The 26886-nt window shown below is 69.1% G+C and carries 24 protein-coding genes, 1 tRNA gene and 1 pseudogene; 14 read left to right on the forward strand and 12 right to left on the reverse strand.

Annotation, left to right across the window (positions count from 1 at the left end; all coding sequences use genetic code 11):
• Window positions 1–156: 156 nt before the first annotated feature.
• Window positions 157–630: an NUDIX hydrolase gene (locus G5S38_RS04215; protein WP_165064771.1), complete on the forward strand. Its 474-nt coding sequence runs from the start codon at window positions 157–159 to the stop codon at window positions 628–630.
• 16 nt (window positions 631–646) lie between these two features.
• Here G5S38_RS04215 and G5S38_RS04220 read toward each other — a convergent pair whose 3' ends face one another.
• Entirely contained in the window at window positions 647–1087 is a 441-nt protein-coding gene (locus G5S38_RS04220; RefSeq protein ID WP_165064774.1) for a nitroreductase/quinone reductase family protein, read from the reverse strand.
• A gap of 131 nt (window positions 1088–1218) precedes the next feature.
• Here G5S38_RS04220 and G5S38_RS04225 point away from each other — a divergent pair, with 131 nt between their 5' ends.
• Together G5S38_RS04225 and G5S38_RS04230 are read left to right on the forward strand one after the other, a co-directional pair.
• The gene (locus G5S38_RS04225; protein ID WP_165064777.1) at window positions 1219–2454 is read left to right on the forward strand and encodes an MFS transporter; all 1236 of its coding nucleotides are present in this window, start codon (window positions 1219–1221) and stop codon (window positions 2452–2454) included.
• Between the two features lie 120 nt (window positions 2455–2574).
• Window positions 2575–3018, forward strand: a complete 444-nt coding sequence (locus G5S38_RS04230; RefSeq protein WP_165064780.1) for a hypothetical protein — start codon at window positions 2575–2577, stop codon at window positions 3016–3018.
• A gap of 234 nt (window positions 3019–3252) precedes the next feature.
• Here G5S38_RS04230 and G5S38_RS04235 read toward each other — a convergent pair whose 3' ends face one another.
• The 4 genes from G5S38_RS04235 to G5S38_RS04250 form a co-directional block, all read right to left on the reverse strand.
• Window positions 3253–5115: an ABC transporter permease gene (locus G5S38_RS04235; protein WP_165064783.1), complete on the reverse strand. Its 1863-nt coding sequence runs from the start codon at window positions 5113–5115 to the stop codon at window positions 3253–3255.
• An 8-nt stretch (window positions 5116–5123) separates the two neighbouring features.
• On the reverse strand, window positions 5124–6137 hold the full coding sequence (locus G5S38_RS04240; protein WP_165064786.1) for an ABC transporter ATP-binding protein: 1014 nt from the start codon (window positions 6135–6137) through the stop codon (window positions 5124–5126).
• Between the two features lie 9 nt (window positions 6138–6146).
• Window positions 6147–7223, reverse strand: a complete 1077-nt coding sequence (locus G5S38_RS04245; RefSeq protein WP_165064789.1) for an extracellular solute-binding protein — start codon at window positions 7221–7223, stop codon at window positions 6147–6149.
• A 205-nt stretch (window positions 7224–7428) separates the two neighbouring features.
• Window positions 7429–8316, reverse strand: a complete 888-nt coding sequence (locus G5S38_RS04250) for a sulfurtransferase (protein ID WP_165064792.1) — start codon at window positions 8314–8316, stop codon at window positions 7429–7431.
• Between the two features lie 196 nt (window positions 8317–8512).
• Between G5S38_RS04250 and G5S38_RS04255 the strand changes: the two genes are divergently transcribed.
• The gene (locus G5S38_RS04255) at window positions 8513–8944 is read left to right on the forward strand and encodes a universal stress protein (RefSeq protein WP_165064795.1); all 432 of its coding nucleotides are present in this window, start codon (window positions 8513–8515) and stop codon (window positions 8942–8944) included.
• Window positions 8941–10446 carry an alanine/glycine:cation symporter family protein gene (locus G5S38_RS04260; RefSeq protein WP_165064798.1) on the forward strand — a complete coding sequence of 502 codons (1506 nt, stop codon included), beginning with the start codon at window positions 8941–8943 and terminating at the stop codon, window positions 10444–10446. The genes G5S38_RS04255 and G5S38_RS04260 overlap by 4 nt, the downstream gene beginning before the upstream one ends.
• Window positions 10447–10727: 281 nt before the next feature.
• Here G5S38_RS04260 and G5S38_RS04265 read toward each other — a convergent pair whose 3' ends face one another.
• Window positions 10728–12122: a hypothetical protein gene (locus G5S38_RS04265; RefSeq protein WP_165064801.1), complete on the reverse strand. Its 1395-nt coding sequence runs from the start codon at window positions 12120–12122 to the stop codon at window positions 10728–10730.
• Between the two features lie 81 nt (window positions 12123–12203).
• Between G5S38_RS04265 and G5S38_RS04270 the strand changes: the two genes are divergently transcribed.
• A complete protein-coding gene (locus tag G5S38_RS04270; protein ID WP_165064804.1) occupies window positions 12204–15986 on the forward strand; it encodes an AAA family ATPase in 3783 nt (1260 codons plus the stop codon).
• A 224-nt stretch (window positions 15987–16210) separates the two neighbouring features.
• On the opposite strand, the gene G5S38_RS04275 is transcribed toward G5S38_RS04270, so the two are convergent.
• Complete coding sequence (locus tag G5S38_RS04275) at window positions 16211–17158, reverse strand: alpha/beta hydrolase (protein ID WP_165064807.1); 948 nt, start codon at window positions 17156–17158, stop codon at window positions 16211–16213.
• 95 nt (window positions 17159–17253) lie between these two features.
• Window positions 17254–17703 (reverse strand): large conductance mechanosensitive channel protein MscL, encoded by a 450-nt coding sequence (gene mscL, locus G5S38_RS04280; protein WP_165064810.1) that lies wholly within the window; start codon window positions 17701–17703, stop codon window positions 17254–17256.
• Between the two features lie 30 nt (window positions 17704–17733).
• Here mscL and G5S38_RS15900 point away from each other — a divergent pair, with 30 nt between their 5' ends.
• Window positions 17734–17943, forward strand: a complete 210-nt coding sequence (locus G5S38_RS15900; protein ID WP_328796204.1) for a hypothetical protein — start codon at window positions 17734–17736, stop codon at window positions 17941–17943.
• A gap of 14 nt (window positions 17944–17957) precedes the next feature.
• Here the strand turns inward: G5S38_RS15900 and G5S38_RS15905 are convergent.
• Window positions 17958–18098: pseudogene (locus G5S38_RS15905) on the reverse strand (FmdB family zinc ribbon protein); the annotation flags it as partial.
• A 17-nt stretch (window positions 18099–18115) separates the two neighbouring features.
• A complete protein-coding gene (locus tag G5S38_RS04290) occupies window positions 18116–18694 on the reverse strand; it encodes a 5-formyltetrahydrofolate cyclo-ligase (protein WP_165064816.1) in 579 nt (192 codons plus the stop codon).
• A 75-nt stretch (window positions 18695–18769) separates the two neighbouring features.
• Between G5S38_RS04290 and galU the strand changes: the two genes are divergently transcribed.
• The 6 genes from galU (at window position 18770) to G5S38_RS04320 (ending at window position 23353) form a co-directional block, all read left to right on the forward strand.
• The gene (gene galU / locus G5S38_RS04295; RefSeq protein ID WP_165064819.1) at window positions 18770–19663 is read left to right on the forward strand and encodes a UTP--glucose-1-phosphate uridylyltransferase GalU; all 894 of its coding nucleotides are present in this window, start codon (window positions 18770–18772) and stop codon (window positions 19661–19663) included.
• A gap of 4 nt (window positions 19664–19667) precedes the next feature.
• Window positions 19668–20330, forward strand: coding sequence for a GNAT family N-acetyltransferase (locus tag G5S38_RS04300; protein ID WP_165064822.1), 663 nt, complete (start codon window positions 19668–19670; stop codon window positions 20328–20330).
• A 123-nt stretch (window positions 20331–20453) separates the two neighbouring features.
• A complete protein-coding gene (locus G5S38_RS04305; RefSeq protein WP_165064825.1) occupies window positions 20454–21425 on the forward strand; it encodes a hypothetical protein in 972 nt (323 codons plus the stop codon).
• 141 nt (window positions 21426–21566) lie between these two features.
• Window positions 21567–21639: transfer RNA gene (locus tag G5S38_RS04310), tRNA-Ala, on the forward strand.
• A 153-nt stretch (window positions 21640–21792) separates the two neighbouring features.
• Window positions 21793–22872: an LLM class flavin-dependent oxidoreductase gene (locus G5S38_RS04315; protein WP_165064828.1), complete on the forward strand. Its 1080-nt coding sequence runs from the start codon at window positions 21793–21795 to the stop codon at window positions 22870–22872.
• Between the two features lie 94 nt (window positions 22873–22966).
• Entirely contained in the window at window positions 22967–23353 is a 387-nt protein-coding gene (locus G5S38_RS04320) for a nuclear transport factor 2 family protein (RefSeq protein WP_201276572.1), read from the forward strand.
• 17 nt (window positions 23354–23370) lie between these two features.
• On the opposite strand, the gene G5S38_RS04325 is transcribed toward G5S38_RS04320, so the two are convergent.
• Together G5S38_RS04325 and G5S38_RS04330 are read right to left on the reverse strand one after the other, a co-directional pair.
• Window positions 23371–24624: an FAD-binding protein gene (locus G5S38_RS04325; protein ID WP_165064831.1), complete on the reverse strand. Its 1254-nt coding sequence runs from the start codon at window positions 24622–24624 to the stop codon at window positions 23371–23373.
• Window positions 24621–25718 carry a DUF4349 domain-containing protein gene (locus G5S38_RS04330; protein WP_165064834.1) on the reverse strand — a complete coding sequence of 366 codons (1098 nt, stop codon included), beginning with the start codon at window positions 25716–25718 and terminating at the stop codon, window positions 24621–24623. Before G5S38_RS04330 ends, G5S38_RS04325 begins: the two co-directional genes overlap by 4 nt.
• Window positions 25719–25842: 124 nt before the next feature.
• Here G5S38_RS04330 and G5S38_RS04335 point away from each other — a divergent pair, with 124 nt between their 5' ends.
• On the forward strand, window positions 25843–26829 hold the full coding sequence (locus tag G5S38_RS04335) for an aldo/keto reductase (protein ID WP_165064837.1): 987 nt from the start codon (window positions 25843–25845) through the stop codon (window positions 26827–26829).
• Window positions 26830–26886 lie beyond the last annotated feature (57 nt).

The raw sequence follows: 26886 nt of genomic DNA on the forward strand, positions 1-26886 counted from the left end.
TTCTTTTTTTTTTCTTGGCCACGCCGCCCGCTAGATCTCCCATCTCCCCCCTTGCGGGGGCGGTGGATGTGTTTAAAGGACCGGGACTACCCCGTGTGGGGGGGGGGTCGGGGGCCCGGCCCCCCCCCCCCCCCCCCCGGCGGCTAGAGTTCGCTGATGGCTACCCCTGATTTCGTGCTCTCGCTCCGCACCAAGATCGGCACAGCGCCGCTCTGGCTCAGTGCCGTCACCGCGGTCGTCGTGCGCGGCGACGAGGTGCTGATGGTCAGGCGCGCAGACACCGGGGCGTGGACTCCGGTCACCGGCATCATCGATCCGGGGGAGGAACCGGCCGTCGCCGCGGTGCGCGAAGTGCTGGAGGAGGCCGACATCGTCTCGGCCCCCGAGCGCCTCGCCCGCGTGGGCGTGACCGAGGAGGTCGTGTACCCGAACGGCGACCGCAGCCAGTACCTCGACCTGGTGTTCCGCATGCGCTGGGTGGCGGGAACTCCCGCGCCAGCCGACGGGGAGAACACCGCCGCGCGCTGGTTCGCGCTCGACGACCTGCCCGCCATGTCGCAGGACATGCGGCGACGCATCCAGGCCGCCCTCGACGACGAACCCGGCGCGCAGTTCCGCTACCCGGAGTAGTGGGGCCCCGGCCGCGCTACGCCGTCGCCGCGACCGGCTCCAGGATCACCAGCGGAATCTGCCGTGTGGTGCGCTTCTGGTATCCGGCGTAGTTCGGGTACTTGCCGGTGATGAGCGGCCACATGCGCGACCGCTCGTCGTCGGTGGCCTGGCGGGCGGTCATCGGCTCGGCCGGGCCGCCCTTCACGGACACCTGCACGACGGGCTCGTCGAGCATGTTGAGGTACCAGGCCGGGTGACGGTCGTCGCCGCCGCGCGATGCCACGATCACGTACCGCCCACCCTTGTGCAACGGGGCGGTCAGCATCGTGGGTCGCGCCTCGCCGCTGCGCCTGCCGATCGTGGTGACCTCGAGCACCGGCATCCCCATCGCGTTCCAGCCGAGCCTGCCCCTGGTCGCCGAGATGAGCAGGCGGTGAACGTCGTTCATGAACTTGAGGGCTTGGTTGGAGGGCATGGAGCAATGCTAGGCGCGCCCCGCCGCACGGTTCGGCGCGCATAGACTCGACGTTCGGGTCGGAACGGCTCGCGCTACGCCGATCCGCGAACTACGTCTCGGTCACGACTCTGCCGGGGGACGCCATCGAGATGACCGCACCCGGCCGTGCCCGCAGTGCATCGCCGTGGCTCCTCATCCTGTGCATCGCGCTCATCGGCACGGTGCTGCGCGGCCCCATCGTCGCCGTCGCCCCGGTCATCGAGGCGATCCGCGCCGACTTCGCGCTGACCGCGGGGCAGGCCGGCCTGCTCACCAGCATTCCGGTGCTGTGCTTCGCGCTGGTCACGCCGATCGCGGTCGCCGTGATGAAGAGGATGGGGGCGGATGCCGCCATCACCCTGTGCCTCGCCGGCGTCGTGCTCGGCACGCTCGTGCGCTCCGCCGACGGCATCGCGGCCGCCATCGTCGGCACCGTCATCATCGGCGCGTTCATCACGATCGGCAACGTCGTGGTTCCGGTGGTCATCCGCCGTGACTTCTCGGCGGCCAGGGTCGGCATCGCGACCGGCGTCTACACCGCGGCCCTCAACATCGGATCGACGGTCACCTCGATCGGCACCGCGCCGATCGCCGAGGCGGTCGGCTGGCAGCTCGCGCTCGTGGCGTGGGTGGGATTCGCGGTCGTCGCCCTCGCGGCGTGGTTCTTCGTCGCGGGCTCGCGCGGTGTTCCACGGCTCCGTCGGATTCCGCGCGACATCGGTGGCGCTCCGATGGTGGGTGGGATGGATGCCACGGCCGACGCCGACCCGCTACCCAGGGTGTGGCGCAGCCTCACCGTCGTCATGCTCACGATCGCGTTCTGTGGCCAGGCGTTCTCGTACTACGGCGTCACCGCGTGGCTGCCGACGATCCTGGTCGACCAGAACGGTTTCTCGGTCGCCGAGGCCGGCGCGAGCTCGTCGCTGTTCCAGGTCGGCGCGGTCGCGGGTGCGCTCGGGGTTCCGCTGCTGCTCTCCCGGCTGCGCCCGACCGGAACGTTCCTGGTGCTCGGCGCCCTGTGGGCGAGCGTGCCGATCGGGCTCATCGTCGCCCCCGACCTGTGGGCGCTCTGGTGCACGCTCGGCGGTGTCGCGCAGGGCGGCGGCATCACCGTCATCTTCGTGCTCATCGTGCGCATCGCCGGAAGCGACTCGCACGCCTCCCGCCTGTCGGCCACCGTGCAGGGCGTCGGGTACGCGGTCGCGGCGACCTCGCCCACGGTGCTCGGCTTCGTGCACGACATCAGTGGCAGCTGGACGGCGCCGCTGCTCGTCGTGCTCGTCGCGGTGCTCGCGTTCGTCGGCCTCGGGTTCGGGGCGGCATTCCGGCGGTCGCGCGCGGCGTGAGGCTGCGGTGGACTGCCGCGCCTTCGTGGTCGCGGGCGGTGCGGGTTCGCTGGCTGACTGAACTCGCAGTCGGCGGCGTGTCGATTGCCGTGGCATCCACCCTGCCGCAGAGTGGTCTGCATGTCGTGCATCCGTTTCTCCACGCCCGCCCAACGCACCCAGATCGCCGCCATGTCGCCGGCCATGCTCACCCAGGAGCAGGCCGACACGCTGCACCCCGCACCCGACTTCGGGCCGTCGAAGCAGGCGAGGCTGCGCGCGCTCGCGGGTGACCGGAGCGCGAAGATCCGCGAGGCGGCCGCGCTCAACCTGCACCTGCCGGCCGACCTGCAGCTGACGCTGGCGCGGGACGCCGATGCGGGCGTTCGCGGGTGCGTAGCGCGCAACGCCGAGACCGGGGCCGACATCCTCGGGATGCTGGCTGCCGACGAGTCCGACGTCGTTCGCGGGTTCGTCGCGCTGAACCCCCGCACCCCGGGTGACGCGATGCGGCTGCTCGCCGACGACGCCTCCGAGGTCATCCGCGGCCTCGTCTCGTGGAAGGCCGAGTCCGCGACGGTCTGAGCTGCTGACGGGGGCTGCCGCTTCCCGCTGCCGCACCGGTGACTTTCACTATTCAGGAAGATGCGTGGCCGGTGTGGATGAGGCCGATGGATGCGACGCGCGGAACGTCGCATCCACCCGGTTTCTCACCTCAACCGACCGATTTCAGCCTTCGGTTCCTGAATGCTGAAGCATTCGGCACGCCAGCTCCTGAATTCTGAAGCTTTACCGCCGCGGCTTCCTGAATAGTGAAAGCTATGTTCGGCCCGCGGGGGTCGGCTCTTCCGAGCCGCGGGCCCCGGGACCGGCATCGACCGAGGTCGAGGCGAGCGGCGACACGAGCGGCGCGCTGACGCCGGTGCTGGCGCCCGACGCGGCCGCGGTCGGCGGCGTGACCCCGCCCCTGCGGCGCTTGCGCGGGCTGGCCGAGCGGCCGTACACGAGGTACATCGCGAGGCCCATGATGATCATGAGCAGCACGGTGTAGACGAAGGTGATCGACATCGAGTCGAGGTTGTTCTCGCCCTCTGTGCTGGCCTTGATTGCGATACCGAGCGGTTCGTACAGCGGCTGGTAGAGGAACACCGCGGCGTCGTAGTCGTCGAGCAGGCTGTTGAAGTTCAGCGCGGTGATGGCCGCCGCCGTCGGGAGGACGAGCGGAAACAGCACCTTACGGAAGGTGAACAGCGACTTCGCGCCGAGGATGCGCGCGGCATCCTCCAGCGAATCGGGAATCGACGCGAAGCCCGCCTTGAGCAGTCGCAGCGTGAACGGGATCTTCACGATGATGTACGCGACGAGCAGCAGCAGGGTGGTGCCGGTGAGCACCTGCCCGCCGATCAGCGGGTTCGGCTGGTCGAAGGTCATCACGAGCGCCAGGGCGATCAGGATGGTGGGCAGGATCCACGGAATGTGCAGCAGGTATTCCAGCAGCGACGTCAGCGGGTTCGGGTACTTCTGAAAGATCCGGGCCACGAACAGCAGCCCGCCCACCACGATCACCGACGCCAGTGCGCTGTAGACCAGGCTCACGATGAATGGGCGCATCACCGACGCGGATCCGAACACGGTCGCGTAGTTCGAGAGCGTGAAATCCGCCCAGGTGATCGTTCCGGTGAGGATTGCGGTGGAGTCCAGGAACGAGAACAGCACGATCAGCAGCACCGGCAGCACATAGACCACGAACAGCACCCAGGCGGCGATGGTGACGATGACCTTAGCGATCGGGTTGCGGATCTTCTGCTTGGTCAGGGGGGTCGCGACCTTGGCCACGGAGAAGTACACGCCCGACTTCTCGACCCGGTTCATGATCGCGAGGAGGATGATCGTCGCGAGGCCCAGGATGATCGCGAGCAGCGCCGCGATGTCCCGCGAACTGGTGGTCCGGGAGAACGTGAGGATCATTGGCGCGATGGTCTGGAAGTCGGTGCCTCCGAGCACCAGCGGCGCCGTCAGGGCGCCGAGGCCGATCAGGAAGGTCAGCACCGTGACCGCGAAGATCATGGGCCGGAGCGCCGGGAGCACGATGCGCCACAGGATCGTCCAGGTCGATGCGCCCATGTTCTTGGCCGCCTCGATGGTCTGGTAATCGATCTTGGCGATCGCCGAACCGAGGAACAGCATGTGGTTCGTGGTGGTGGCGAGCGTCATCACGACGACGACCGCGAAGTAGCCCGAGAACCAGTTGGGGTCGACCTCGGGAAACACGTTGCGCACCGCGTTGGTGACGAAGCCGTAGCGTCCGTAGATGAAGTTGTAGCCCGCGGCGAGCACGATGCCGCCGTAGATGAGCGTCGTGGCATACCCGAGCCAGAGCACCCGGGAGCCGCGCAGGTCGAAGTACTTCGTCACGAGCACGATGAAGATGCCCACGACGTTGACGGTGACCGCGAGGGTGCCGGCGAGCAAGAAGCTGTGCCACAGGCTGTTCATCGCCCGATCGGAGCTGAACAGACGCTGCACGGCGCTGCCCGAGAACTGGCCGTCGGGAAAGAAGGTGCTGACCAGCAGGTTCGCGTTCGGGAACACCAGAAAAGTTACGGTGAACCAGATCAGCACGATGCTGGTGACGATGATCAGCGGGGACCGCAGCATCGGTCGGAGGGATGCTCTGCGCATGGTGGGCCTCAGTACTGGAGGATCGACGCGGGGTCGATGTAGAGCTCGGCGGCGGAACCCTCGACCAGCGGGGATCCGCCATTCTCGGTGACCATGGCGCGCAGCTTGCTGCCGTGGCTGTCGATCACGTAGGTGCTGTATGCCCCGTGGTACGAACGCTTCTCCACGATGCCATCGAGGTGGATGTAGCCTTCCGACGCCGCGGGACGCCGCAGCAACACCTTCTCGAGACGCACGTACGCGGGTCCGTCGGGGTCGAGCGTGCTTCCCCCGCCGGACGAGAGACGGCGCAGCGTGTCATCCGACAACGTGTTGATCGCCCCGATGAAGGTGCACACGAACGGGGTGGCCGAGCGGTCGTAGATGTCGGCCGGGGTGCCGACCTGCTCGACGACGCCCTTGTTGAAGACCGCGATGCGGTCGCTCATGGTGAGCGCCTCCTCCTGGTCGTGCGTCACGTAGACCGTCGTGATACCGAGGTCGCTCTGCAGGTTCTTGAGCTGTTCCCTCAACTGCACGCGAAGTTTCGCGTCGAGGTTCGAGAGCGGCTCGTCGAGCAGCAGGATGCGGGGCTTCAGCACGAGGGCGCGCGCGATGGCGACCCGCTGCTGCTGCCCGCCCGAGAGCTCGGAGACGTTCTTCTCCAGCTGGTCGGCGGTGAGCTCGACCTGGTCGGCGATCTCGGCGACGAGGCGCTTCGTCTCGTCTTTCTTGGTCTTCTTGACCGCGAGGCCGAACGCGATGTTCTCGCCGACGCTCATGCTCGGAAAGAGGGCGTAGTTCTGGAACACCATTCCCACCCGGCGCTTCTCGCTGGGGAGGTTCGTCGCGGGCTTGCCATCGATGTAGATCTCCCCGCGCGACGGTTCGATGAACCCGGCGAGGGTGCGCAGTGCGGTGGTCTTGCCGCATCCGGACGGACCGAGGAGGGTGAAGAACTCCCCCTCCTCGATCGTCAGGTTGAGGTCGGGAATGGCGACGTGGTCGCCGAACGTGACCTCGATGTTGTCGTAGCTGATCATGCGTTCGAGTTACGGCAGGTACTCGAGCTCGGTCTTCTCGACCCAGCCGGCGATGTTCTCGCGCACGAACCCGTAGTCGATGTCCTGCTTCGGGAGGGAGTCGATCAGCTCGACGACCTCGGCAGGCGCCTCGGCGCGGGCGGTCTCGTTGACCGGGTATGCGGAGAACTCCTGCGCGAATGCGCCCTGCACCTCGGCACTGCCGAACCAGTCGATGAATTCCTGCGCGCCGGTCTCGTTGCCGGTGCCGGCAATCATGGCGATCTGCTCGGTGACGTAGGGCACTCCCTCGTCGGGCGAGATGACGCCGGTGACGGTTCCGTATTCCTCGTCGCGGCTGGCGATGCCGCTGCTGGGGATCACGCCGTAGTCGACCTCGTCGCGCGAGAAGCGGGCGTAGAGGTCGGTTCCCTCGATGGCGGGGGAGCCGTTGGCGTAGTACTCCTCGACGGCTTCCCAGCCGTCGTCGTCGACGCCGAGGTCGCCGTCTTCGTCGAGGTTCTCCGAGAGGAGGCCGGCGAGCACGAGCTGCGGGGTTGCCTGGCCGAGGGCGGTGTTGACCTCGTAGCGCCCCTGGTACTGGTCGTCTTCCCAGAGGTCGCTGAGCTCGTCCGGCGCGTCGGACTCCGACACCTTGTTCGTGTCGTACACGGTGACGATAGCCTGCTCGACGATCGGCCAGAACGCACCGTCATCGGGGTCACCCGATGCGGTGTCGACTTCGGCGGCCCACTCGGGCTCGTACGCGGTGATGGCCTCTTCGGCCTTGAGGGTCTCGAAGAACATGTTGTTGAGGCCGAACACGACGTCGCCGACCGGGTTGTTCTTCTCGGCGACGATGCGGTTCGCGAGGTCAGCGCCGCCTAGGCCGACGATCTCGATCGTCATGCCGGCTTCGGCCGCCTGCGCGGTGACCCACTCGCCGCGGCCGTCGGAGTTCGAGTTCGTGTAGACGATCAGGGTGTCGGACGACCCGCCGCCCGCTTCGCCCTCAGTGCTCTCCTTGGCGCCGCTGCACGACGTCAGGGCGAGAGATCCGATCACGACGGCGGCGATGGACGCCGACCTCACAGTGTTCCTGTTCAACTTCAGTTCCCTCCATTGGCAACCCGGCACCCCGCGGGGGCGTGTGTTGCCGAGTTTACGTAACTTTTCGAGTGCAAAGAACACACGGTAGGGCGGGCGGGTGCCGGGCGACGAACCGACGCGGCCGTGTTCACCGAATGTTCGCGGTGTGGCCGTCGGGCTGGCGCGCTGGGCGGGGGAGAAGGGAGACGGTGCTGGCGCGGGGTCAGGCCGTGGTCACCAGGGGAGCGGCGGGATCGGCCGCCCACTCGTTGAGCGAACCGTCATAGAGCACCACGTCGTCGTGCCCGATCAGCGCCAGTGCGAGGGCGGTCCCGGCGGCCGTGATGCCGCCTGCGCAATAGGCGACGACGGTCGACGCGGGGGCGAGTGCGGGCGCCAGCACCCGGCGGATGGCGGGCGGCTCGAGAAACGTGGTCGTCGCCGGGTCGACGAGGCTGCTGATCGGCACGTTGATGCTGCCGGGAATGTGCCCGCGCCGGCGGCGCCGCACGGTGACCTCGCCGCTGAACTCGCGCCGCGGCAGGCTGCACACGAGCACGGCGGGGCGCTCTCCCCGCACGACCGTCTCGACGAAGCCCTTATCGGCCCACACGTGCTCGCGGGGCTGCGCGACGAACGTGGCCTCCCGCGGCTGCCGGTACCCCGTCTCGATGGGGCGCTCCTCCGAGTGCCAGCGAGTGAACCCGCCGTCGAGCACGGCGACGTTGTCGAATCCGTTCGCGCGGAACAACCACCACAGGCGGGCCGCCCACTGGCCGAGCGACGAGTCGTAGACGATGACGGTCGAATCGTTGTCGATGCCCAGGGTGGATGCCGCTGCCTCGAACTGACCGGCAGTCGGCCGGGCGAACCCGAACGGTGCTGCGGGGTCGGAGAATGCCTCCAGCAGGTCGGCGAAGTGCGCGCCGGGTACGTGGCCATCGACGAGGAACGCGTCGTCCCCGGTTATCCAGGCGGGCTCGCCATCGAATCCGGTGATCTCGAGCACCGTGGCATCCAGCACGACGATATCGTCGGCGCCGAGATGGTCGGCAAGCCACTGGGTCGAGACCAACGGGCGTACGAAACGCGCGGGGGATGAACCGGACATGCTCGCACGCTATGTCATGGCGTGCCCGGAGTCACGGGTCGGGCAACAGTCCGTCACAAACTCGCAGCGGCGGGTGCGGGCGGGCGGGCAGATCGACCTGTCACGATGCGGTCACGCTATCGACACCCCCCATACGCTCCAATACTGTGATTGCACGGATCACGACCCCCGTTCGGGGGCAGGCGAGGGGGAGTCCATGTCATCGCTCATTGTCGGAGTGGACCGGAGTTCGTCGAGCAGGCGGGCCGTGGCATTCGCCGCCCGGTTGGCGGCGGAATCGGGAGCGACCCTCGTGGTCGTGCACGTCATCCCGTGGTCGCCGTACTCCTTCACCACTCCGGCCGAGAACGAGCACCGATCGGCCAGCAAGGCCAGCGAGGTCGCGGCGGCCCAGCAGCAGATCATCGATCCGGCAGTCGCCGTGACCGATGAGTACTCCGTCACTCCGACGACGAGCGTCATCCACGGATCGCCCGCCGAGAAGCTCTGTTCCCTCGCTGCGGGGCTCGAGAACGCCCACATCGTCGTCGGTCGAACGGGTGACAGCAAGCTGAAGCAAGTGCTGTTCGGCAGCACACCATCCAAGCTCATCCAGATCGCAACGACGCCCGTGACGGTTATCCCATGACTCTTCTCTCCCTGCCCGCCGTCGTCGCCGCCTCGGGCGGGATCGACGAGACCATCAACGACGCGATCGCCCCCGTCGCGACGTTCATCAGCGGCATCATCTTCTACTCGGTCACGTTCGGGGAGCCGGACACCGCCTCGTACGTCGAGATTCCGGTGATCGTGGTGTGGCTCATCGTCGCCGCGACGTTCTTCACCGTGTACCTCGGGTTCCAGAACGTGCGCGGGTTCAAGCACGCCATCGACCTGGTGCGCGGAAAGTACTCCGACCCCCAGGACGCCGGCGAGGTGTCGCACTTCCAGGCACTCACCACCGCGGTCTCCGGAACGGTGGGGCTGGGCAACATCGCCGGTGTCGCCGTCGCCGTCTCGCTCGGCGGGCCCGGGGCGACGTTCTGGATGATCCTCGCCGGGTTGCTCGGCATGAGCACGAAAATGGCGGAGTGCACCCTCGGGGTGAAGTACCGCAGGGAGCGGCCCGACGGCTCGGTCTCCGGCGGTCCGATGTACTACCTGCGTGATGGCATGGCCGAGATCGGGCACAAGAAGCTCGGCAAGGTTCTCGCCATCTTCTTCGCCATCTGCTGCATCGGGGGATCGCTCGGCGGCGGCAATATGTTCCAGGCCAACCAGGCGACGGCCCAGATCGTGAACATCACGGGCGGTGAAGACGGTCCGCTCGCACCGTGGCGCTTCGTCATCGGCCTGGTCTTCGCGATCGCCGTCGGGGCCGTGATCATCGGTGGCGTCAAGTCCATCGCCAAGACCACCGAGAAGATCGTGCCGTTCATGGCCGTCCTCTACGTCGCGGGATGCCTCGCCGTCATCTTCACCAACTTCACCGCGGTACCCGACGCCATCGGCCAGATCTTCGTGGGCGCGTTCAACCCGGAGGGTGTCGCCGGGGGAATCGTCGGCGTCATCATCCAGGGCTTCCGCCGGGCCGCCTTCTCCAACGAGGCGGGCGTCGGCTCGTCGGCCATCGCGCACTCCGCGGTCAAGACCAAGGAGCCGGCGACGGAAGGCTTCGTGTCCCTGCTCGAGCCGTTCATCGACACGGTGGTGATCTGCACCATGACGTCGCTCGCCATCGTCATCACGGGCACCTGGGCCGACACCGACAGCGCCCCGGGTGTCGAGACCACGTCGGCAGCGTTCGAGACCGTGGCGCCGTGGTTCCCGGTGCTACTCGGGGTCGCGGTTGTTCTGTTCGCATTCTCGACCATGATCTCGTGGTCGTACTACGGCATGAAGGCCACCGGGTACCTGTTCAACGACAGCGCCAAGGCGGAGTTCGTGTTCAAGATCGTGTTCTGCGTCTTCACCGTGTTCGGTGCCTCCCTCACCCTCGGGCCGGTCATCGACTTCTCCGACTCGATGATCTTCGCCATGTCTCTCGCCAACATCACCGGCCTGTACTTCCTGGCCAGGGTGATCAAGAAGGAGATCTTCCAGTACCGCGCGAAGGTCAAGTCGGGCGAGTTCGCCGTCGTCGAGAAGTAGGGCTGGCGCACAGCGCCGATGACACATGAATGACGCCCCGTCGGCTTCGACGGGGCGTCATTCGTGCAGCGGTGGCGGATCAGTCGCGGCGCTTGCCTGCGGCCTTGTCCTTCTTCTCGGTGCGCTTTTCCTTCAGCGTCTTGGTCGCGGCCGTCTTGCTCGTGGACTTCTTGGGCGATTTGTCGGCCATGGTGGCTCCTTCGTCGATCGGGTACAGCAGTGCAGCCGAGCGTACGCGTGTGGGGTGCGACGCGCCCACTGTTCGACAGTTCGGACCAGGATCAGCGCATCAGGTCGTAGCGGGCCAGGGCGTCGGCGTCGCGCGCGTACGTCGCGGCGCTGCGCGCGGTGTCGAGGGCGAGCAGCGGGTCGGCCTCCGCTTCGGCGATCGCCAGCAGGCGTTCCGCCTCGGCCAGCCGGGTGCGGGCATCGGCCCCGGTGCTGCCGCGACTGCCGCCGATGTACGCCGTCGTCGTCGCGATCTGGCTGCGCGCAGAGAGCAGCGCGCCCTGCAGCGCCTCGGTGGCGTGCTCGAGTCGCTGCCGCTGGTTGCGGGCGCCGGCCAGTGCGGCATCGAGCGCCGTCGTCGCCGCGTCGATGCGGCCCATCGCGGCGTCCGGGTCCGACGCTGATTCGGCGGCGACCGCTCTTTCGACGGCAGTGATCGCCGTGCCCACCGCGGCCCCGGTGGCAGGGTCGGGTGGGGAGTCGCGCACGATCCTCGCGTCGCGGGCCATCGTGCGCGCAGCCTCGATCACCGTCGAGAGGCGAGTGGATGATGCGGCATCCATCGCCACTGCATGGCCGGCGACGTCGTCGAGCAGCTGGTGCGCGCGCCGGGTAGCGCGTTCGGCCGCGCGCACCGGTGTCGCTACCGCACCGGTGCCCCCGGAGGCGAGCAGCGCGTCCGCCTCGGCGATGCGGCGTGCGGCGTCGTCGAGCAGCCGGCGCACCTCGTTCGGCGTTCCGGCCACCGGTGCGATCGCCGCGCGGGCGAAACGACCAGCCAGCGCCGCCACGGTGTCCACTGCGCCGGGCAGTCGGGCCTCGGCCGCCGCGAGGCGCTCCCGCACCGCCGCGAGGTCGTCGCGCGCCGATCGCTCCTGGCCGCGCATCTCGTCGAGCCGCGCCAGCTCCTCCGCCAGGCGACGGCTCGCCGCCGAGCACCGCGACAGGATGGTCGCGGTCCACTCCCTGGTCTGCGCCCCGGTGTTGGGGATGCTGTCGTCGAGTCGCTGCTTGAGGGCGAAGGCGCCTGTGAGCGACTGGCGGGCGTCGGCCAGCGCAGAGGCGAGCCCCGCGGCCGCGGCCTCGCCGAACTGGGCGGTGGCGTAGCCGAGCTCCTCGGTGGCCCTGGCGACCTCGTCGTCGAGGTGCACCAGTGCGATGTTGGCGCGCATGCCCGCGTCGTCGGCGAGCCCGGCGGGGGAGCCCGACGGCCCAGCGACGGTTCGTGGTGACACCCGGCCCGCACGGGCACCTCCGGCCCGGGCGATACCGCGCCCGCGACCACGTCGCGCAATGAGGGTGAAGCCAGCCGCGATGGCACCGGCGACGACCACGCCGAGCGTGATGGCGCCGATCGCGATGCCCTCGAGTGCGTCTCCAGCCATACCGGTCGCGAGCCCCGCGCCGCCGAAATAGGCCATGGCGATGAGCGTCTCTGGCGAATGCATGCGGCCATCGTACGAGGCGGCAGTCGACGAAACTCCCTGTGGCGTACGGCCAGATGGTGCGCTGCGGCTTAAGGTGTCCCTGTGTGGCGTGCTGACAACAAAGACGACGCGGACGGTTACCTGTCCGACCTCGACATCGACCCTACCCATCGTGACCCGACCCATGCGGAGCGTCAAGTGACCGCCCCTCACTCCCTGGGCATCGGCGATTCCGGCCACCGCGATGGCAACGTCGCCGAACCGGTGTGGGGCATGTGGCGCCACGAACTGTCCCAGGTCGGCGGCCGCTCGCCGCTGCTGCACTTCGTCGACAGCCCGCGTACCCGCATCGAACTGAGCAGCACCCACCCCGGCGGCCTCGCCCGCTTCATCACCGGCAAGTCGACGCTGCTGTCGAGCCTGATCCGCGACGACCTCGCCCTGCGCGCCGCCTCCGTCGCGGCCGCCGAGATTACGACGAAGGGCATCGAGCTCGCCACCACCCGCGGCATCGACTCGGTGAGCCTCGGCATCGGGCTCGCCAGCTGGCAGCAGGAATCGGTGCAGTACGCGGCACCGATCCTGCTGCGTCCCCTCGCCATCCGCCGTTACGGGCGCGACTTCGAGCTGCGCCTGCTGGGCACGGCACGCCTCAACCCCGAACTCGCGACCGCCCTGCGCGAGCAGTTCTCGATCGAATTGGATGCCGCGGCCTTCGCGGCCCTCGCCGAATCCGACGGTTCGTTCAAGCCCAACCCCGTCATCGACCGCCTGCGCGGACTCACCTCGCACCTCGAGTGGTTCAACGTGCAGCCGCGCCTCGTCGCCTCCACCTTCGCCGACGTATCGGCCCGCCTGCTCGCCGACGCCGAGAACCTCGACCACCCCATCCTCGACGCCCTCGCCGGCAACGCGAACGCCCGCTACGCGGTCGAGGAGGCGTGGGCGCCCGTCAAGCCCCAGCACCAGGACCTCCGTTCGCCGGAGACCGACATCCTGCTGCTCGATGCCGACTCTGAGCAGGAGAACGTCGTCGCGCAGATCGCCGCTGGCAACTCGGTCGTGGTCACCACCCTCCCCGGCACCGGGGGAACCCAGACCATCATCAACGCCGTCGGCAGTCTGGTCGCGCAGAACAAGCGCGTGCTCGTGGTCGGGCCGCGCCGCTCGAGCCTCGCCAGCATCTCCTCCCGCCTCGAGGCCATCGGACTCACCGGGTTCGCGGTCTCGCCCTCCACCCTGCGCCGCGACCTGATCCGCTCCATCTCCCGCAACGAGAAGGCGCGCCAGCCCCAGGTGGGCGAGGTCGACGACGCGCTGGTGCGCCTGCGCAAGGTGCTGCTCGACTACCGGGTCGCGATGGCGAAGAAAGACCCCGCCCTCACCGCCTCGGTGCTCGACTGCCTCGGCGAGCTCTCCCGCCTCGCGCTGATGCCCGACGCCCCGTCGACCACGGTGCGCCTGAGCCGACGCTCGGTCGAGGCGCTCGCGAACGAACGCGACCGGGCGGCAGACGCCATGGTGCAGGCCGCGCGACTCGGTGAATTCAAGTACGGCCCAGGCGACTCGCCCTGGTACGGCGCCACCTTCATCACCAGCGAAGAGGCGGGCAACGCCCACCGGCTCGCCCAGCGGCTCAGCGAGACCGAACTGCCCCAGCTGCTCGAGCGCGCGAACGAGGTCGTCGGTGCGACCCAGATGCGCCCCTTCGACAACGTCTCGCAGCTCGGCGTCTACCTCAAGCTGCTCGTCGACATTCGCGACACCCTCGACAAGTTCCTCCCCGTCGTGTTCGACCGGTCGCTGAGCGAACTGGTCTCCGCCACCGCATCGCGCCGGGATTCCCCCGAGATGTCCGGCGCGAACCGCCGGCGCCTCAAGAAGCTCGCCCGCGAATACGTGCGCCCCGGCGTGCACATCAGCGACATGCACGACAACCTCAAGCGCATCCAGACGCAGCGCCTGATGTGGCAGCGCTACGTCGCCGTCGGCACCCCGCCCGAGATCCCGGTCGGTATCGCCGACCTGCAGGTCACTTACCAGCACGTGGCGCAGGACCTGGCATCGCTCGACCGGCCGCTCAACACGTCGCGGCCGGAGGACGAGCTCGTCAACCTGCCCATCGACGTGCTGCGCGAGCGCCTCGCCGAGCTGTCGGAAGAGTCCGACGTGCTGCACAACCTCAAGGAGCGCACCGAGATCCGGCAGATGCTCCACGCCCTCGAACTCGACCCGCTGATCGCCGACCTGGCGTCGCGCCACGTGCCGGTCGACCTCGTCGCCCCCGAGCTCGAGCTCGCGTGGTGGCAATCCGCCCTCGAGTCGCTGCTCGCCGCCGACCGTGCCCTGCTCAACGCCAACACCTCCGTGCTCGACCGCCTCGAAGCGGACTTCCGCCTCGTCGACGAAGCGCACGCCGCCGCGAGCGCCGCGATCCTCGGGTGGCAGCTCGCCGAGAACTGGAGCATCGGGCTCATCGACTGGCCGGGGGAGGCCGCGGCCCTCAAGGATGCGCTGCGCCGCCGCTCCATCACCGCCGACATCCTCCAGGTGCAGGCCCCCCACCTCTCCCGCGCGGTCGCGCCGGTCTGGCTCGCCTCGCCGTACGAGGTCGACGCGATCACCGACGCGATGCCGTTCGACACGGTGATCATCGTCGACGCCGGCGCCATCACCCTCGCCGAGGGCATCGGCGCCATCCGCCGCGCGAAGCAGACGGTCGCGTTCGGCGACCCGGTCACCCAGACCCCGGCCGCGTTCTCGGTGGCGGTCGCCGACGACTTCGACCGCCCGCCGCAGCCCGGCGAGGACGACCTCCAGCAGCTGCACTCCGACTCGGCCCTCGCCACCCTCGGCACGCTGCTGCCCACCCTCTCGCTCACCCGCAGTTACCGGGCGGGGGGAGAAGACCTCGCCGAGCTCGTCAACCGCCGGTTCTACTCCGGCCGCATCCAGTCGCTCCCGTGGGCGGGGAGCTTTCTCGGGCACCCGAGCCTCCGCCTCGACTTCGTGCCGGACGGCCACGGCATGCCGGACACGGATTCAGGTGCGGTCGAGAGTGTCGATGCCGAGGTGGCCCGCGTCGTCGAGCTGGTCATCGAGCACGCAGCATCCAGGCCCAGCGAATCGCTCATGGTCATCACCGCCAGCGCCAAGCATGCGGTGCGCGTCTACCAGGCCGTGCTCACGGCGGTCGCGCAGCGCACCGAGCTGAACGACTTCATCCTCGGCGACCGCCCGGAGGCGTTCACCGTGATGACGATCGACCAGGCCGTCGCCGAGAGCCGCGACCGGGTGATCTTCTCGATCGGCTACGGCCGCACCCCGCACGGGCGCGTGCTGTCGGACTTCGGTCCGCTCGGCCAGCCAGGAGGCGAGCGCCTGCTCGCGGTCGCGATGACCAGGGCGCGCCGCTCGATGGCCATCGTCACGTGCTTCACGTCGGACGACATCGACGACTCGCGCATGAACCACGGCGCCATCGCGCTCGCCGACATCCTCGCGGATGCCGCGTCCAACGCGATTACGGAACCCACCTCCGCCGACCACGACCCGATGCTCGTCGACCTCGCGCGCCGGCTGCGGTCGCGGGGCCTCCGGGTCGCCCTCGGGCACCGCGGCAAGCTCGGCCTCGTCGCCGCGAACGGCGGGATGTGCCTCACCATCGAGACCGATTCCAGCATCACCCGGTCGCCGATGCCGAGCCTGCGCGAATCGCTGCGGTTGCGACCGGAGATGCTGCGCCGGCTCGGGTGGCACTACCTGCGCGTCCACGCGTTCGAACTCTTCAAGGATCCGGATGCCGTCGCCGACCGCATCGCGACCATGCTCGGCGTCACCTCCAGCCCCGATACGCAGCCCATTGCCATCGTCGGCGCCCGCTGACGAGCCGGCCGCGGCTAGCGGCAGCGCACCGTCGTCCGACGGCGCTTCCGGCACTCCGCCCGGCGTTCGTCGGCGACGCCGGGTGACCACCGAGGCTGTGCCCGGCTCAGATCCGACCCCCGAGCCCGAACCGACGCGGCACACCGACGACGAGAACGACGACCGCCTGCGGGCCGACAAGCCGCCGCACTGGGGGTAGGGTCGGCCGCAGCCGTGGCGCCGGGTCAGCTGCGCGCCAGCGCCGTCCGCTGCGCCGTCGCGACCACGGCCATCGCGGGCTTGGCGTCCCGGGCGAAGCGCGGAAAGTTGAGAAACCCGTGCGGCATCGCCGGGTAGTCGACCAGCTCTGCGCTACCGCCGGCCGCGCGCAGCGCCGCGGCGTACTCCACGCCGTCGTCGTGCAGCGGATCGTGCCCGGCGACCACGACGTGGGCGGGCGGCAGCCCCGCGAGCGACTCGGCGAGCAGCGGTGACACCCGCCAGTCGTGCGGGTCGCCGGCATACAGCTCGGCGAACCGCTCCATGTCGGCGCCGCTGAGGATGAATGCGTTCGCATTCTCGCGCCGCGACGCGGAGTCGAACGCCCCCGTCACCGGATACAGCAGCGCCTGGTGCCGGATCACCGGTCCGCCCCGGTCGCGCGCGGTGATGGCGGCAACGGCCGCGAGATTGGCGCCGGCGCTCTCGCCCATGATCCCGAGCCTCGTCGCATCCGCCCCCAGCTCCGCCGCGTGCTCGGCCGCCCAGCACAGGCCCGCGTAGCTGTCGTCGACGCCGGCGGGGAATGGATGCTGCGGCGCGAGTCGATAGCCCACCGACACGACGACGGCGCCGACGGCCTCCGCCACGATGCCGCACATCCAGTCGCCGCCGCGCAGGTCGCCATAGACGAATCCGCCGCCGTGCAGGTAGACGACGAGCGGGCGATCGGTCGCGTCTCCCCGTGGCGTGTAGACGCGCACCGGGATGTCGCCGGCCCGCCGGTCCGTCACGGTGACCGATCGCGGGCGCCTGCCCATCAGGATGGATGCCGCGAGCTCCGGCACGGCCGCCCCGCTTCCCGACCCATTGCTGCGGGCGATCTGCTCGGGGGTGGCGGCGGCGGTGGACGAGCCGGGCAGGCGGCGCAGAACGGTGCCGAGGCGCCGCATTCCGGGAGCGAGTGGGTGCATGGGCCGACTCTACGTCGCGGCAATCGCCGTGTGCTGCGTGCGGGCCACCCAGTGGGCTGCAATTTCTGAATGCAGGTACGCCCCGCGGCGCCGCGCTACTTGGTCTGCAGCGTGTGGTCGCCCTCGGGCGACGGCCGGCCCGCGAGCAGGTCGCGGATCTGGATGAGCAGCTCGGTCTCGGTCGGCGGAACGTTCGCGGGCGTCGCCGTCTCCTCGTCCTTCTGTCGCAGGAACGACGCGGTGCTGAGCCGGTTGATCGGCACCACGAGCACGAAGTAGACCACCGCGGCCACGACGACGAATTGGATGATCGCCGCGAGCACGGCCCCGAACGCGAGCTCCGCGGTATCGCCGCTGACCGTCGGGATCGACACGATCAGTGCGTCATCGAGAGACGACGCGTTGAACAGCGCGCCGATCAGCGGGTTGAAGATGTTCGTCACGAGCGAGTTGACGATCGCCGTGAATGCGGCGCCGATGACCACGGCGACGGCCAGGTCGATCACGTTGCCGCGCAGGATGAAGCTCTTGAAGCCAGAGAGCATGGGGTTCCTCAGCTACTCGAGGCGGAACTGTTGCTGTTGCTGCTGCTTGATGCGGTGCTGGTGGATGCCGGAGCCGGCGTCGACCCCGATGACTCCGACTTCGCCGCACCAGACGAGCCGGAGCCCGACGAATCGGACGATGACGACGAATCCGACGACGACGAGCCCGACGCACCCGATGACGATGACCCCGACGACTTCTTCGCCTTCGCGTCGGCCGCGCGCGAGTCGTTGCGGTAGAAGCCGGAGCCGGTGAAGCTCACGCCGACGGCGCTGAATACCTTGCGCAGTCGCCCGTCGCAGGTCGGGCACACGGTGAGCGAGTCATCGGTGAATGCCTGCTGGATGTCGAAGGCGGTCGAACACTGCGTGCAGCGATAAGAGTAAGTGGGCACTGCATCCTCGATAGGGCTCAGAAGGTGACGATCGCGCTGGGTGTCACAACACCGTCGACGCGCTTGTCGTGCACTTCACTGGGCACGGAATCGAGCAACTCGTTGTCAAAGATCACAGCATAGACCGGCGGGCACCGTTCCATCGATCCGAGGGTGCGGTCGAAGTACCCCATGCCCCAGCCCATGCGCATGCCCGTGCGGTCGACGGCCGACGCGGGAACAAGGATGAGGTCGACGTCGTTGATGGCGATCGGCCCGAGCAGCTCGCCGACCGGCTCCGGCATGCCGTGCGCGCCCTCCTGCTCGTGCAGGCCGTCGGTGACCGCCCAGTCGAGCAGCCCGTCGTCACGCGACACCGGCATCAGTACGGTGACCCCGGCGGCGATCGCCCAGTCGATGAACGGGCGGATGTTCGGCTCGTCGGTGGACGGGAGGTACGCGGCGACCGATTTCGCGCCGACCCCGGTGGCGAGGGAACGCAGGTGGTCGGTGATGGCCAGGGTCGCGGCATCCTGGTCCCTGGCCGTTCGTTGGCGGCGGAGTTCCCTCAGCTCGACGCGGAGGGCTCGCTTGCGGTGACGCGGGTCGGCCGGCATGCGGCAATTATAGGTCGGGGGTACGGCGCGGCCGCGTATGCGACGAGGCAACCGGTCGCATAGTACGGTGGCCGAATGGCTTTCACACTCACCAAGGCAGTGATCCCCGCGGCGGGCCTTGGCACTCGTTTTCTTCCCGCAACCAAGGCGATGCCGAAGGAAATGCTTCCTGTCGTCGACAAGCCGGCGATCCAGTACGTCGTCGAGGAGGCGGTCGCCGCCGGCCTGACCGACGTGCTGATGATCACGGGGCGCAACAAGAACGCGCTCGAGAACCACTTCGACCGGGTGGGCGAGCTGGAGGCGACCCTCCTCAAGAAGGGCGACACCGACCGCCTGCAGAAGGTGAATTACTCCACCGAACTCGCCGACATGCACTACGTGCGCCAGGGGGACCCCAAGGGCCTCGGGCACGCGGTGCTGCGCGCGAAGATGCACGTCGGCCGTGAGCCGTTCGCGGTTCTGCTCGGTGACGACCTGATCGACGCCCGCGATGTGCTGCTGACGCGCATGATCGAGGAGTGCGAGAAGCGCGGCGCCAGCATCGTGGCCCTGCTCGAGGTCGACCCGGCGGTCGCGCACATGTACGGTGTGGCGACGATCGAGGAGACCGACGACGACGACGTGGTGCGTATCACCGGACTGGTCGAGAAGCCCGCCCCGGGAACCGCGCCGTCGAACTACGCCATCATCGGCCGCTACGTGCTGAAGCCCGAGGTGTTCGAGGTGCTCGAGAACACCGAGCCGGGCAAGGGCGGCGAGATCCAGCTGACCGACGCCCTCGAGACCCTGGCCGGCAACCCCGAGAACGGCGGCGGTGTCTACGGACTCGTCTTCCGCGGCCGCCGGTACGACACCGGTGACCGCCTCGACTACATCAAGGCGATCGTGCAGCTTGCGGTTGACCGCGAGGATCTCGGACCCGACCTTCGACCATGGCTCAAGGAATACGTCGGCAACCTAGACTGAGCGAATGGTGACGTCGATACCCACGCTGCGCGAGGGTGCGATAACCATCCGCCCCATCCGATTGCGCGACGCCAGGGCACTCGAGCGCGAGCTGCTCGACAACCGCGGCTGGCTGCGCAAGTGGGAGGCGACGAGCCCCCACGGGCCGATGAACTTCGACACCCGCGCGAGCATCCGCAGCCTGCAGGCGAACGCCCGTGCCGGTCTCGGCCTGCCGTTCGTCATCGAGGTCGACGGCGAACTGGCCGGGCAACTGAACGTCTCGTCGATCACCTATGGCTCGCTCGGCTCCGCCAGCATCGGCTACTGGGTGTCCGAGCGATTCGCCGGCCGGGGAGCGACGCCCACCGCGGTCGCCCTCGCGACCGACTACTGCTTCTTTCGCACCGGGCTGCACCGCATGGAGATCTGCATCCGCCCGGAGAACGAGGCGTCGCTGCGGGTCGTCGAGAAGCTCGGCTTTCGCTACGAGGGGCTGCGCCGGCGGTACATCCACATCAACGGCGACTGGCGCGACCACTTCTGCTTCGCCCTCGTGGTGGAAGAGCTGCCGACCGGCGTGCTGCGTCGCTGGCTCGACGGACGCGTGCCGGTGTCGAATGCCGTGATTCCGTCGGCCGACCGCGCGGCGGCGCTCAGCGGCATCCGTCTGGGCTCATCGAGCTGAGCTGCCTGCACCCGATTCACCGCGCGGCGCGACCTTAAGAATCCGCTGACAACTCCCAAGTGAGGGCAGACACACCCCGCGGAATGAGGGATCGACAACCCGCGCTCTCATAGCCTTAACCCCATGGGTGTTCAGGGTCTTGGGTCGAGCGTGGTCATTGCGCTTGCCGCACTTCTCTGGCTCGTCTACCTGATGCCGACCTGGTTCCGCCGCCGCGAATACCTCGCCACCGAGCGCAACGCCGTGCGCCTGCAGCAGACCCTCCGCATCCTCGCGCAGACCGCAGAGGTGCCGGAGACCGTTCGCGTGGAGAGCACCGCCCGCGACGTCGCCGAGCAGCGCAGGCTCCTGCGCATCGAGCACGAGAAGGCCCAGGCTGAGGCCCTCGCGAAGGAACAGGCGATGGCCGCCGCTGCCGCCCACACCCGCTCGCTGCTCGTGCCCGGCACCATGGCCACGGCCGCGCGCACGCAGACCGCCCGCCGCCTGCGCATCTCGCGCCTCGCCACCACGTCGGTGCTCGCACTGTCGCTGGTCGCCATCGTCATCGGGGCGGTGCCCGCAGTCGCCTCCGCCGGCATCGTCATCACCGGGGCCATCGTCGCCGCACTCGCCGTCGCCATGCTCACCCGCATGGCGACCGTCTCGCGTCGTCGCCCCGCCGCCGTGCAGGCCCCGACGCAGGTCGCGGCCGCCCCGCGCCGCACCGCCTCGTCGTTCGAGGCCCTCATCGAGGAGCCCGTCGCCGAGGAGGCCGTCGCCTCGAGCTGGATGCCGGTACCGCTGCCCAAGCCGCTCTACCTGTCGACGCCGACCCCGCAGGCGCGGGTCAGCCAGGCCGCCCTCGCCCTCGCGCGCGAGCAGCTCACCGCCGAGGCCGAGGCGGCCGAGCTCGCCCAGCGCGAAGCCGAGGTGCTGTTCGGCGTGCCATCCATCGCCCGTCGCGCCGAGCCCGCCGCCCGAACCGTCGCGACTGCCGCGCCGGCCTCGAACGGTGGCCCGCAGAGCCGGTTCGCCAGCATGGGCATCATCGACGACGCCCCGGCCGAGACGCCCGACCTCGACGCCGTGCTGCGCATCCGCCGCGCCGGGTAGCGCGAGCACGAGACGCTCGACCGTAGCCGGGCCGGGGGCGACCGCCCCCAGGCCTCCGATCTCGATGCCGCGCCGCGCATCCACCGCGCTGGTAGGTGCGCGGATAGCAGTCCGAGAACCCTGATAACGTTGTTCACGCGAGGGCCCTTGGCGCAGTTGGTAGCGCGCCTCGTTCGCATCGAGGAGGTCAGGAGTTCGAATCTCCTAGGGTCCACTGAAACCCCCGGGAAACCGGGGGTTTTCGCATTTCCCGACGCCGCACATCTTCCGCCGGCGGTCGGACGACTCGACACCCAGGCGGGAATATCCTTCCGGTGCCTATAGTTGACCCGAATACATACAAACGCATTGAGTGGAGTTGGCGACTATGACGCAGCAGGTGGAGTTCGGTCTCGACACGTTCGGCGACGTGACCGTCGACGACAGCGGAGAGACGCTGCCGTACCCCCAGGTGATCCGCAACGTCGTGGCGGAGGCGGTGCTCGCCGATTCCCTCGGCATCGACTTCATCGGCATCGGGGAGCACCACCGCGACGACTATGCGATCTCGTCGCCCGAGGTGGTTCTCGCGGCCATCGCCGCCCAGACCAGCCACATCAAGCTCGGTTCCGCGGTGACCGTGCTGAGCTCGGATGACCCGATCCGGGTGTTCCAGCGCTTCGCCACGCTCGACGCGGTCTCGAACGGTCGTGCCGAAGTGATCCTCGGCCGCGGCTCGTTCACCGAGTCGTTCCCGCTGTTCGGGTACGAGCTCGACCAGTACAGCCGCCTGTTCGAGGAGAAGCTCGACCTCTTCGCCGCGCTGCTGAAGGAGGACGCGGTTACCTGGAGCGGAAGCATCCGTCCCCCGCTCGTCGACCAGCACGTGTACCCGAAGACCGCGGCCGGCTCGATGCGCACCTGGATCGGCGTCGGCGGCAGCCCGGAATCGGTGGTGCGCGCCGCGAAGTACGGCCTGCCGCTGATGCTCGCCGTGATCGGCGGGGCGTCCGACCGGTTCCGCCCCTACGTCGACCTCTACCACCGCGCGCTCGCCCAGTTCGGGCACGAGACGCAGCCCATCGGCATCCACTCGCCCGGCTATGTCGCCGAGACCGACGAGCAGGCCCGCGAAGAGCTGTGGCCGCACAACCGCGTCATGTTCAACCGCATCGGCCGCGACCGCGGCTGGGGCGAGATGACCCGCCAGCACTTCGACCAGGAAGCCGGCCCGCAGGGATCGACCTACGTCGGATCGCCGGAGACCGTCGCGCAGAAGATCGCGCACACCGTGCACGTGCTGGGGCTGTCGCGCTTCGACCTCAAGTACACCTCGGGTCCGCTGCCGCACGAGAACATGATGAACAGCATCCGCCTGTACGGCGAGCAGGTCATCCCGCGCGTGCGCGAGCTGCTCGCCGAGAAGGCCGCGGCCGACGCTCCCCGCGAGGCCCAGTTCGCGCGGTAGCCGCCGCTGACCGGGCGGGAGCGGGTGCTGCCCGCCCGGTCGCCGCCGTTCGACCCCCGACTATTGCCCGCCGGGGGCGCGGTGCGACAGGATCGTGCGCACAACCACTCCACCGGTCGCCCGCGCGGGTAACCGCACCAGCTTCGAGGGGGACATCGTGGCCGACGCACTTCCGACACCCATCGCGATACTGATCGACGCCGCCAACGCGGGCGACACCGATGACTTTCTCGACAGCATCACCGTCGACGGCTTCGTCGAAGACGGCGACCGCGTGTTCACCGGGCACGACGAGATTCGCCGCTGGTCGGATGCCGAGTTCATCGGCGCCGACGCCACCCTCGAGGTGCTCTCGGTCGAGACCACCGACGACGTCACGATCGTGCAGGTGGAGGTCGGCGGCTCCGGCTTCACCGGCGCGAGCACGTTCGAGTTCGTCGTCGACGGCGACCTCGTGGCGTCGATGACGATCAGCAGCTGAGCGCCCGCGACGTCAGCTCAGCCGAAGATCCACCGGTCGACGAACTCGTTGCGAAAACGCCCGTCGGGGTCGAGCTCGGAGACGAGGGCGCGAAACTCGTCGAGGCGCGGGTAGAGCGCGGCGATGGTGGCAGCATCCGTCTCGAAGAGCTTGCCCCAGTGCGGACGCGCCTCGAACGGACGCAGCGCAACGTCAAGGTCGCGCAGCACGGCCTCGACCTCGGGGATGTCCTGCTTCCAGGTGAAGTGGATGCCGATGCAGTCCTCGCTGTGGCTCGGGCTCAGCCAGAGCGAATCGCCGGTCATGGTGCGCAGCTCGCTGACGAGCAGGTGCGGGCGAATGCTCGGTGCGAGTGCGCGCACGGCCTCGATCGCCGCGACCGCGTTGCGCCGCGGCACGATGAACTCGCTCTGCAGCTCCTCGCCGTTGCTGGGGGTGAACTCGAGCTTGAAGTGCGGTAGGCGATCCCACCACGGGCCGGCGACACCGAGCTGGGTCGTGGTGACCGACGCGTCGATGTCGGGCAGTGGATGCCGCTGCCGCTGCTGCCGCGTCGCGCCATAGAAATCGTCGCCGATGGCTGCGGAGCGCGGGTCATCGGTCCGTGACTTGAGCCACGCCTGCGTGATGCCGTCGTCACCCCAGTGGGTGAACAGGCTCACGCTGTATGCGGCGCTGGTGATGGCGTCGTAGTTGGCGAACAGCTGCTCCCACGGCAGGTTCTCCCACACGTCCTGCAGCACCTCGAACGACGGCTCGATGTCGAGGGTGACGCGGGTGACGATGCCGGCGAGGCCGAGCGAGACGACCATGCCGTCGAAGTTCGGCTCCCCGCGGCGCACGGAGATGACATCCCCGGTGCCCGTGACCAGCTCGAGGCCGGCCACCGCCGTGGCGAGGTTTCCGTTGCTGTCGCCGGAGCCGTGCGTGCCGGTCGCGATCGCGCCGGCGACGGAGATGTGGGGGAGCGATGCGAGGTTGTGGATGGCCCAGCCTGCGGTGGCGAGTTCCTGCGCGAAGTCGCCGTAGCGGGCGCCCGCGCTGACGGTGACGGTTCTGGCCTCGGCGTCGATCTCGATCTCGGTCGGCATCTTCGCCAGCGAGACCTGGGTGTCGAGGGTGTCGGCGATCGCGTTGAACGAGTGCCTGCTGCCGAGTGCGCGAACCCGGGGGCTCAGCAGCACCAGCTCCTGCAGTTCGATGGTGGAGGTCGGTTCCTCCAGCATCACGGCGTTGTAGCGGAGGTTGCCTGCCCAGTTAGTCGACGTCATTCCTCTATTCTGTGCCCAGAATCCTGAGTCGGACTCTCTCCGTCCGACGCGAGTCGGGACGCGCGACGGCGGGAGACCCGCCGGACAACCGCGGCGGCCACCAGCGCGAGCACTGCGACGACGACGATCCAGGGCAGCGCGACGCCCGTCGCGACGAGCGCGCCGCCGAGGAAGGCGACGAGCGCGGTCCATCCGGTGACCAGCCCGGTGAGGAACGTATCGGGGGCGTCCGGCGGCACCGACGCCTCCGACGTGAGCGTGATGGTCACCGTGGCGAGGTCGACGCGCTCGGCGATGGACCGCCGCTGCGACTGCAGGCTCTCGAGGTCTGCCTGCCGCTGCGAAAGCGTGGTCTCGACCGTGAGCAGGTCTTCCGTGGTCTCTGCGGTGGCGAGCAGCCCGACGAGCCGGTCGACCGAGGTCGATAGCGCGGTGATGCGCGCGTCGAGGTCGCGCGCCTCGAAGGTCACGTCGGTGGCCGACAGCGACCCCTCCTGGTACTCGCCGAGTTCCTTGATGCCGCCCAGGGTCTCCGTCAGGGCGCTCGCGGGGATGCGCGCCACGAGCCGGGCACTCGCCTCCGTGCCGGGCACGGGGCCGGGATACGTGCCGCCGGAGGAGCCCGAGCTGGTGCCGACCGCCGTGTCGCCGAGCGCGCCGTCGCCGAGCGCACCGTCGCGGGAGGCGCCGTCTGCTGCACCGTCGTCGTCGACCGCCGGCTGCTCGGTGCGGGCGTCGATGCGCCCGCCCACCGCCTCGACCAGGCTCGCCGCGTCATCCGCCGCCTCGATCGGATCGTCGACGCTGACGATGACGTAGCCCTCGCTGATCACCTCACGTGCGGGGTCGGCCTCGGCGGTCGGGTCGGAACCAGCCGAGGTGCCCGTGTCGCCGCTGCCGCCACTGCCCTGTTCGCCGTCCCCGGTCGTCGCGTCCGGCTGCGGCGCGCCCGGCTCGACATACGGCTCGGCGAACCCGGGTTCCGTCTGCCCGATCGCGGGCGCGTAATCCTCGCTCGACGCCCCGGACCCCGTGCATCCCGCGAGCAGCACGCCCACCGCCACCATCGTCGCCACACCCCACCGTCGCCTCATGGGCTCACTGTATGGTTCGCGTCGCGCGGGCCACCACCCAACGTTTGCGGGCACTTGTACGTCGGCCGCGTCAAGGCCCCCGCCGAAATGGAGCGTCGCTCGGCTCCCCGGGTAGCCTGACACGATGCACACACGTACCCTCGGCCGCACCGGCCGCACAGTCTCTGTAATCGGCCTCGGCACCTGGCAGCTCGGATCCGACTGGGGCGACGTCGACGCCACCACCGCCCGCTCCATCCTCGACGCCGCCGTCGAATCCGGGGTCACCTTCTTCGACACCGCCGACGTCTATGGCGACGGACAGAGCGAGAAGACCATCGGCGCGTACCTCGCAGACAACCCGGGCCACGGCATCACCGTCGGCACCAAGATGGGCCGTCGCGAGGCGCAGAACGCCGAGAACTTCACCCTGGCGAAGTTTCGCGAGTGGACAGACCGCTCCCGTGCCAACCTCGGCGTCGACACTCTCGACCTCGTTCAGCTGCACTGCCCGCCGACCGCCGTCTTCTCCACCCCGGCCGTGTACGACGCCCTCGACACCCTGGTTCAGGATGGCGCCATCGCCGCGTACGGCGTGAGCGTCGAGACCGCGGCAGAGGCCCTCGCCGCCATCGAACACCCCGGTGTCGCGACGGTGCAGATCATCCTCAACGCCTTCCGCCTCAAGCCACTCGACGAGGTGCTCCCGGCCGCCGCTGCCGCCGGCGTCGGAATCGTCGCGCGCGTTCCCCTCGCCTCCGGCCTGCTCAGCGGCAAGTACTCCGCCGACACGACGTTCGCCGAGAACGACCATCGCAACTACAACCGTGACGGTTCGGCATTCGACGTAGGGGAGACTTTCTCCGGCGTCGACTACGAGAGCGGCGTCGCCGCCGCCCAGGAGTTCGCCGCGCTGGCCGCGGACACCGGGCTCACCACCCCGCAGGCCGCCCTCGCCTGGATCGCCCAGCTCGACGGCGTCAGCAGCGTCATCCCCGGGGCACGCATCGTCGAGCAGGCGAAGTCGAACGCCGTCGCGGGATCGGCCGCGCAGCTGCCGACCCAGTTCGACGCCGCGGTCTCCGAGCTGTACGACCGCTACTTCCGCGCCGCGATCCACCCGCGCTGGTAGTACCGAACAGAACACTCGACCTGCCCGCTCGCGCTCCTCGGAACGCGGGCGGGCAGT

The organism is Marisediminicola senii (assembly GCF_011057645.1).
GTDB lineage: Bacteria > Actinomycetota > Actinomycetes > Actinomycetales > Microbacteriaceae > Marisediminicola > Marisediminicola senii.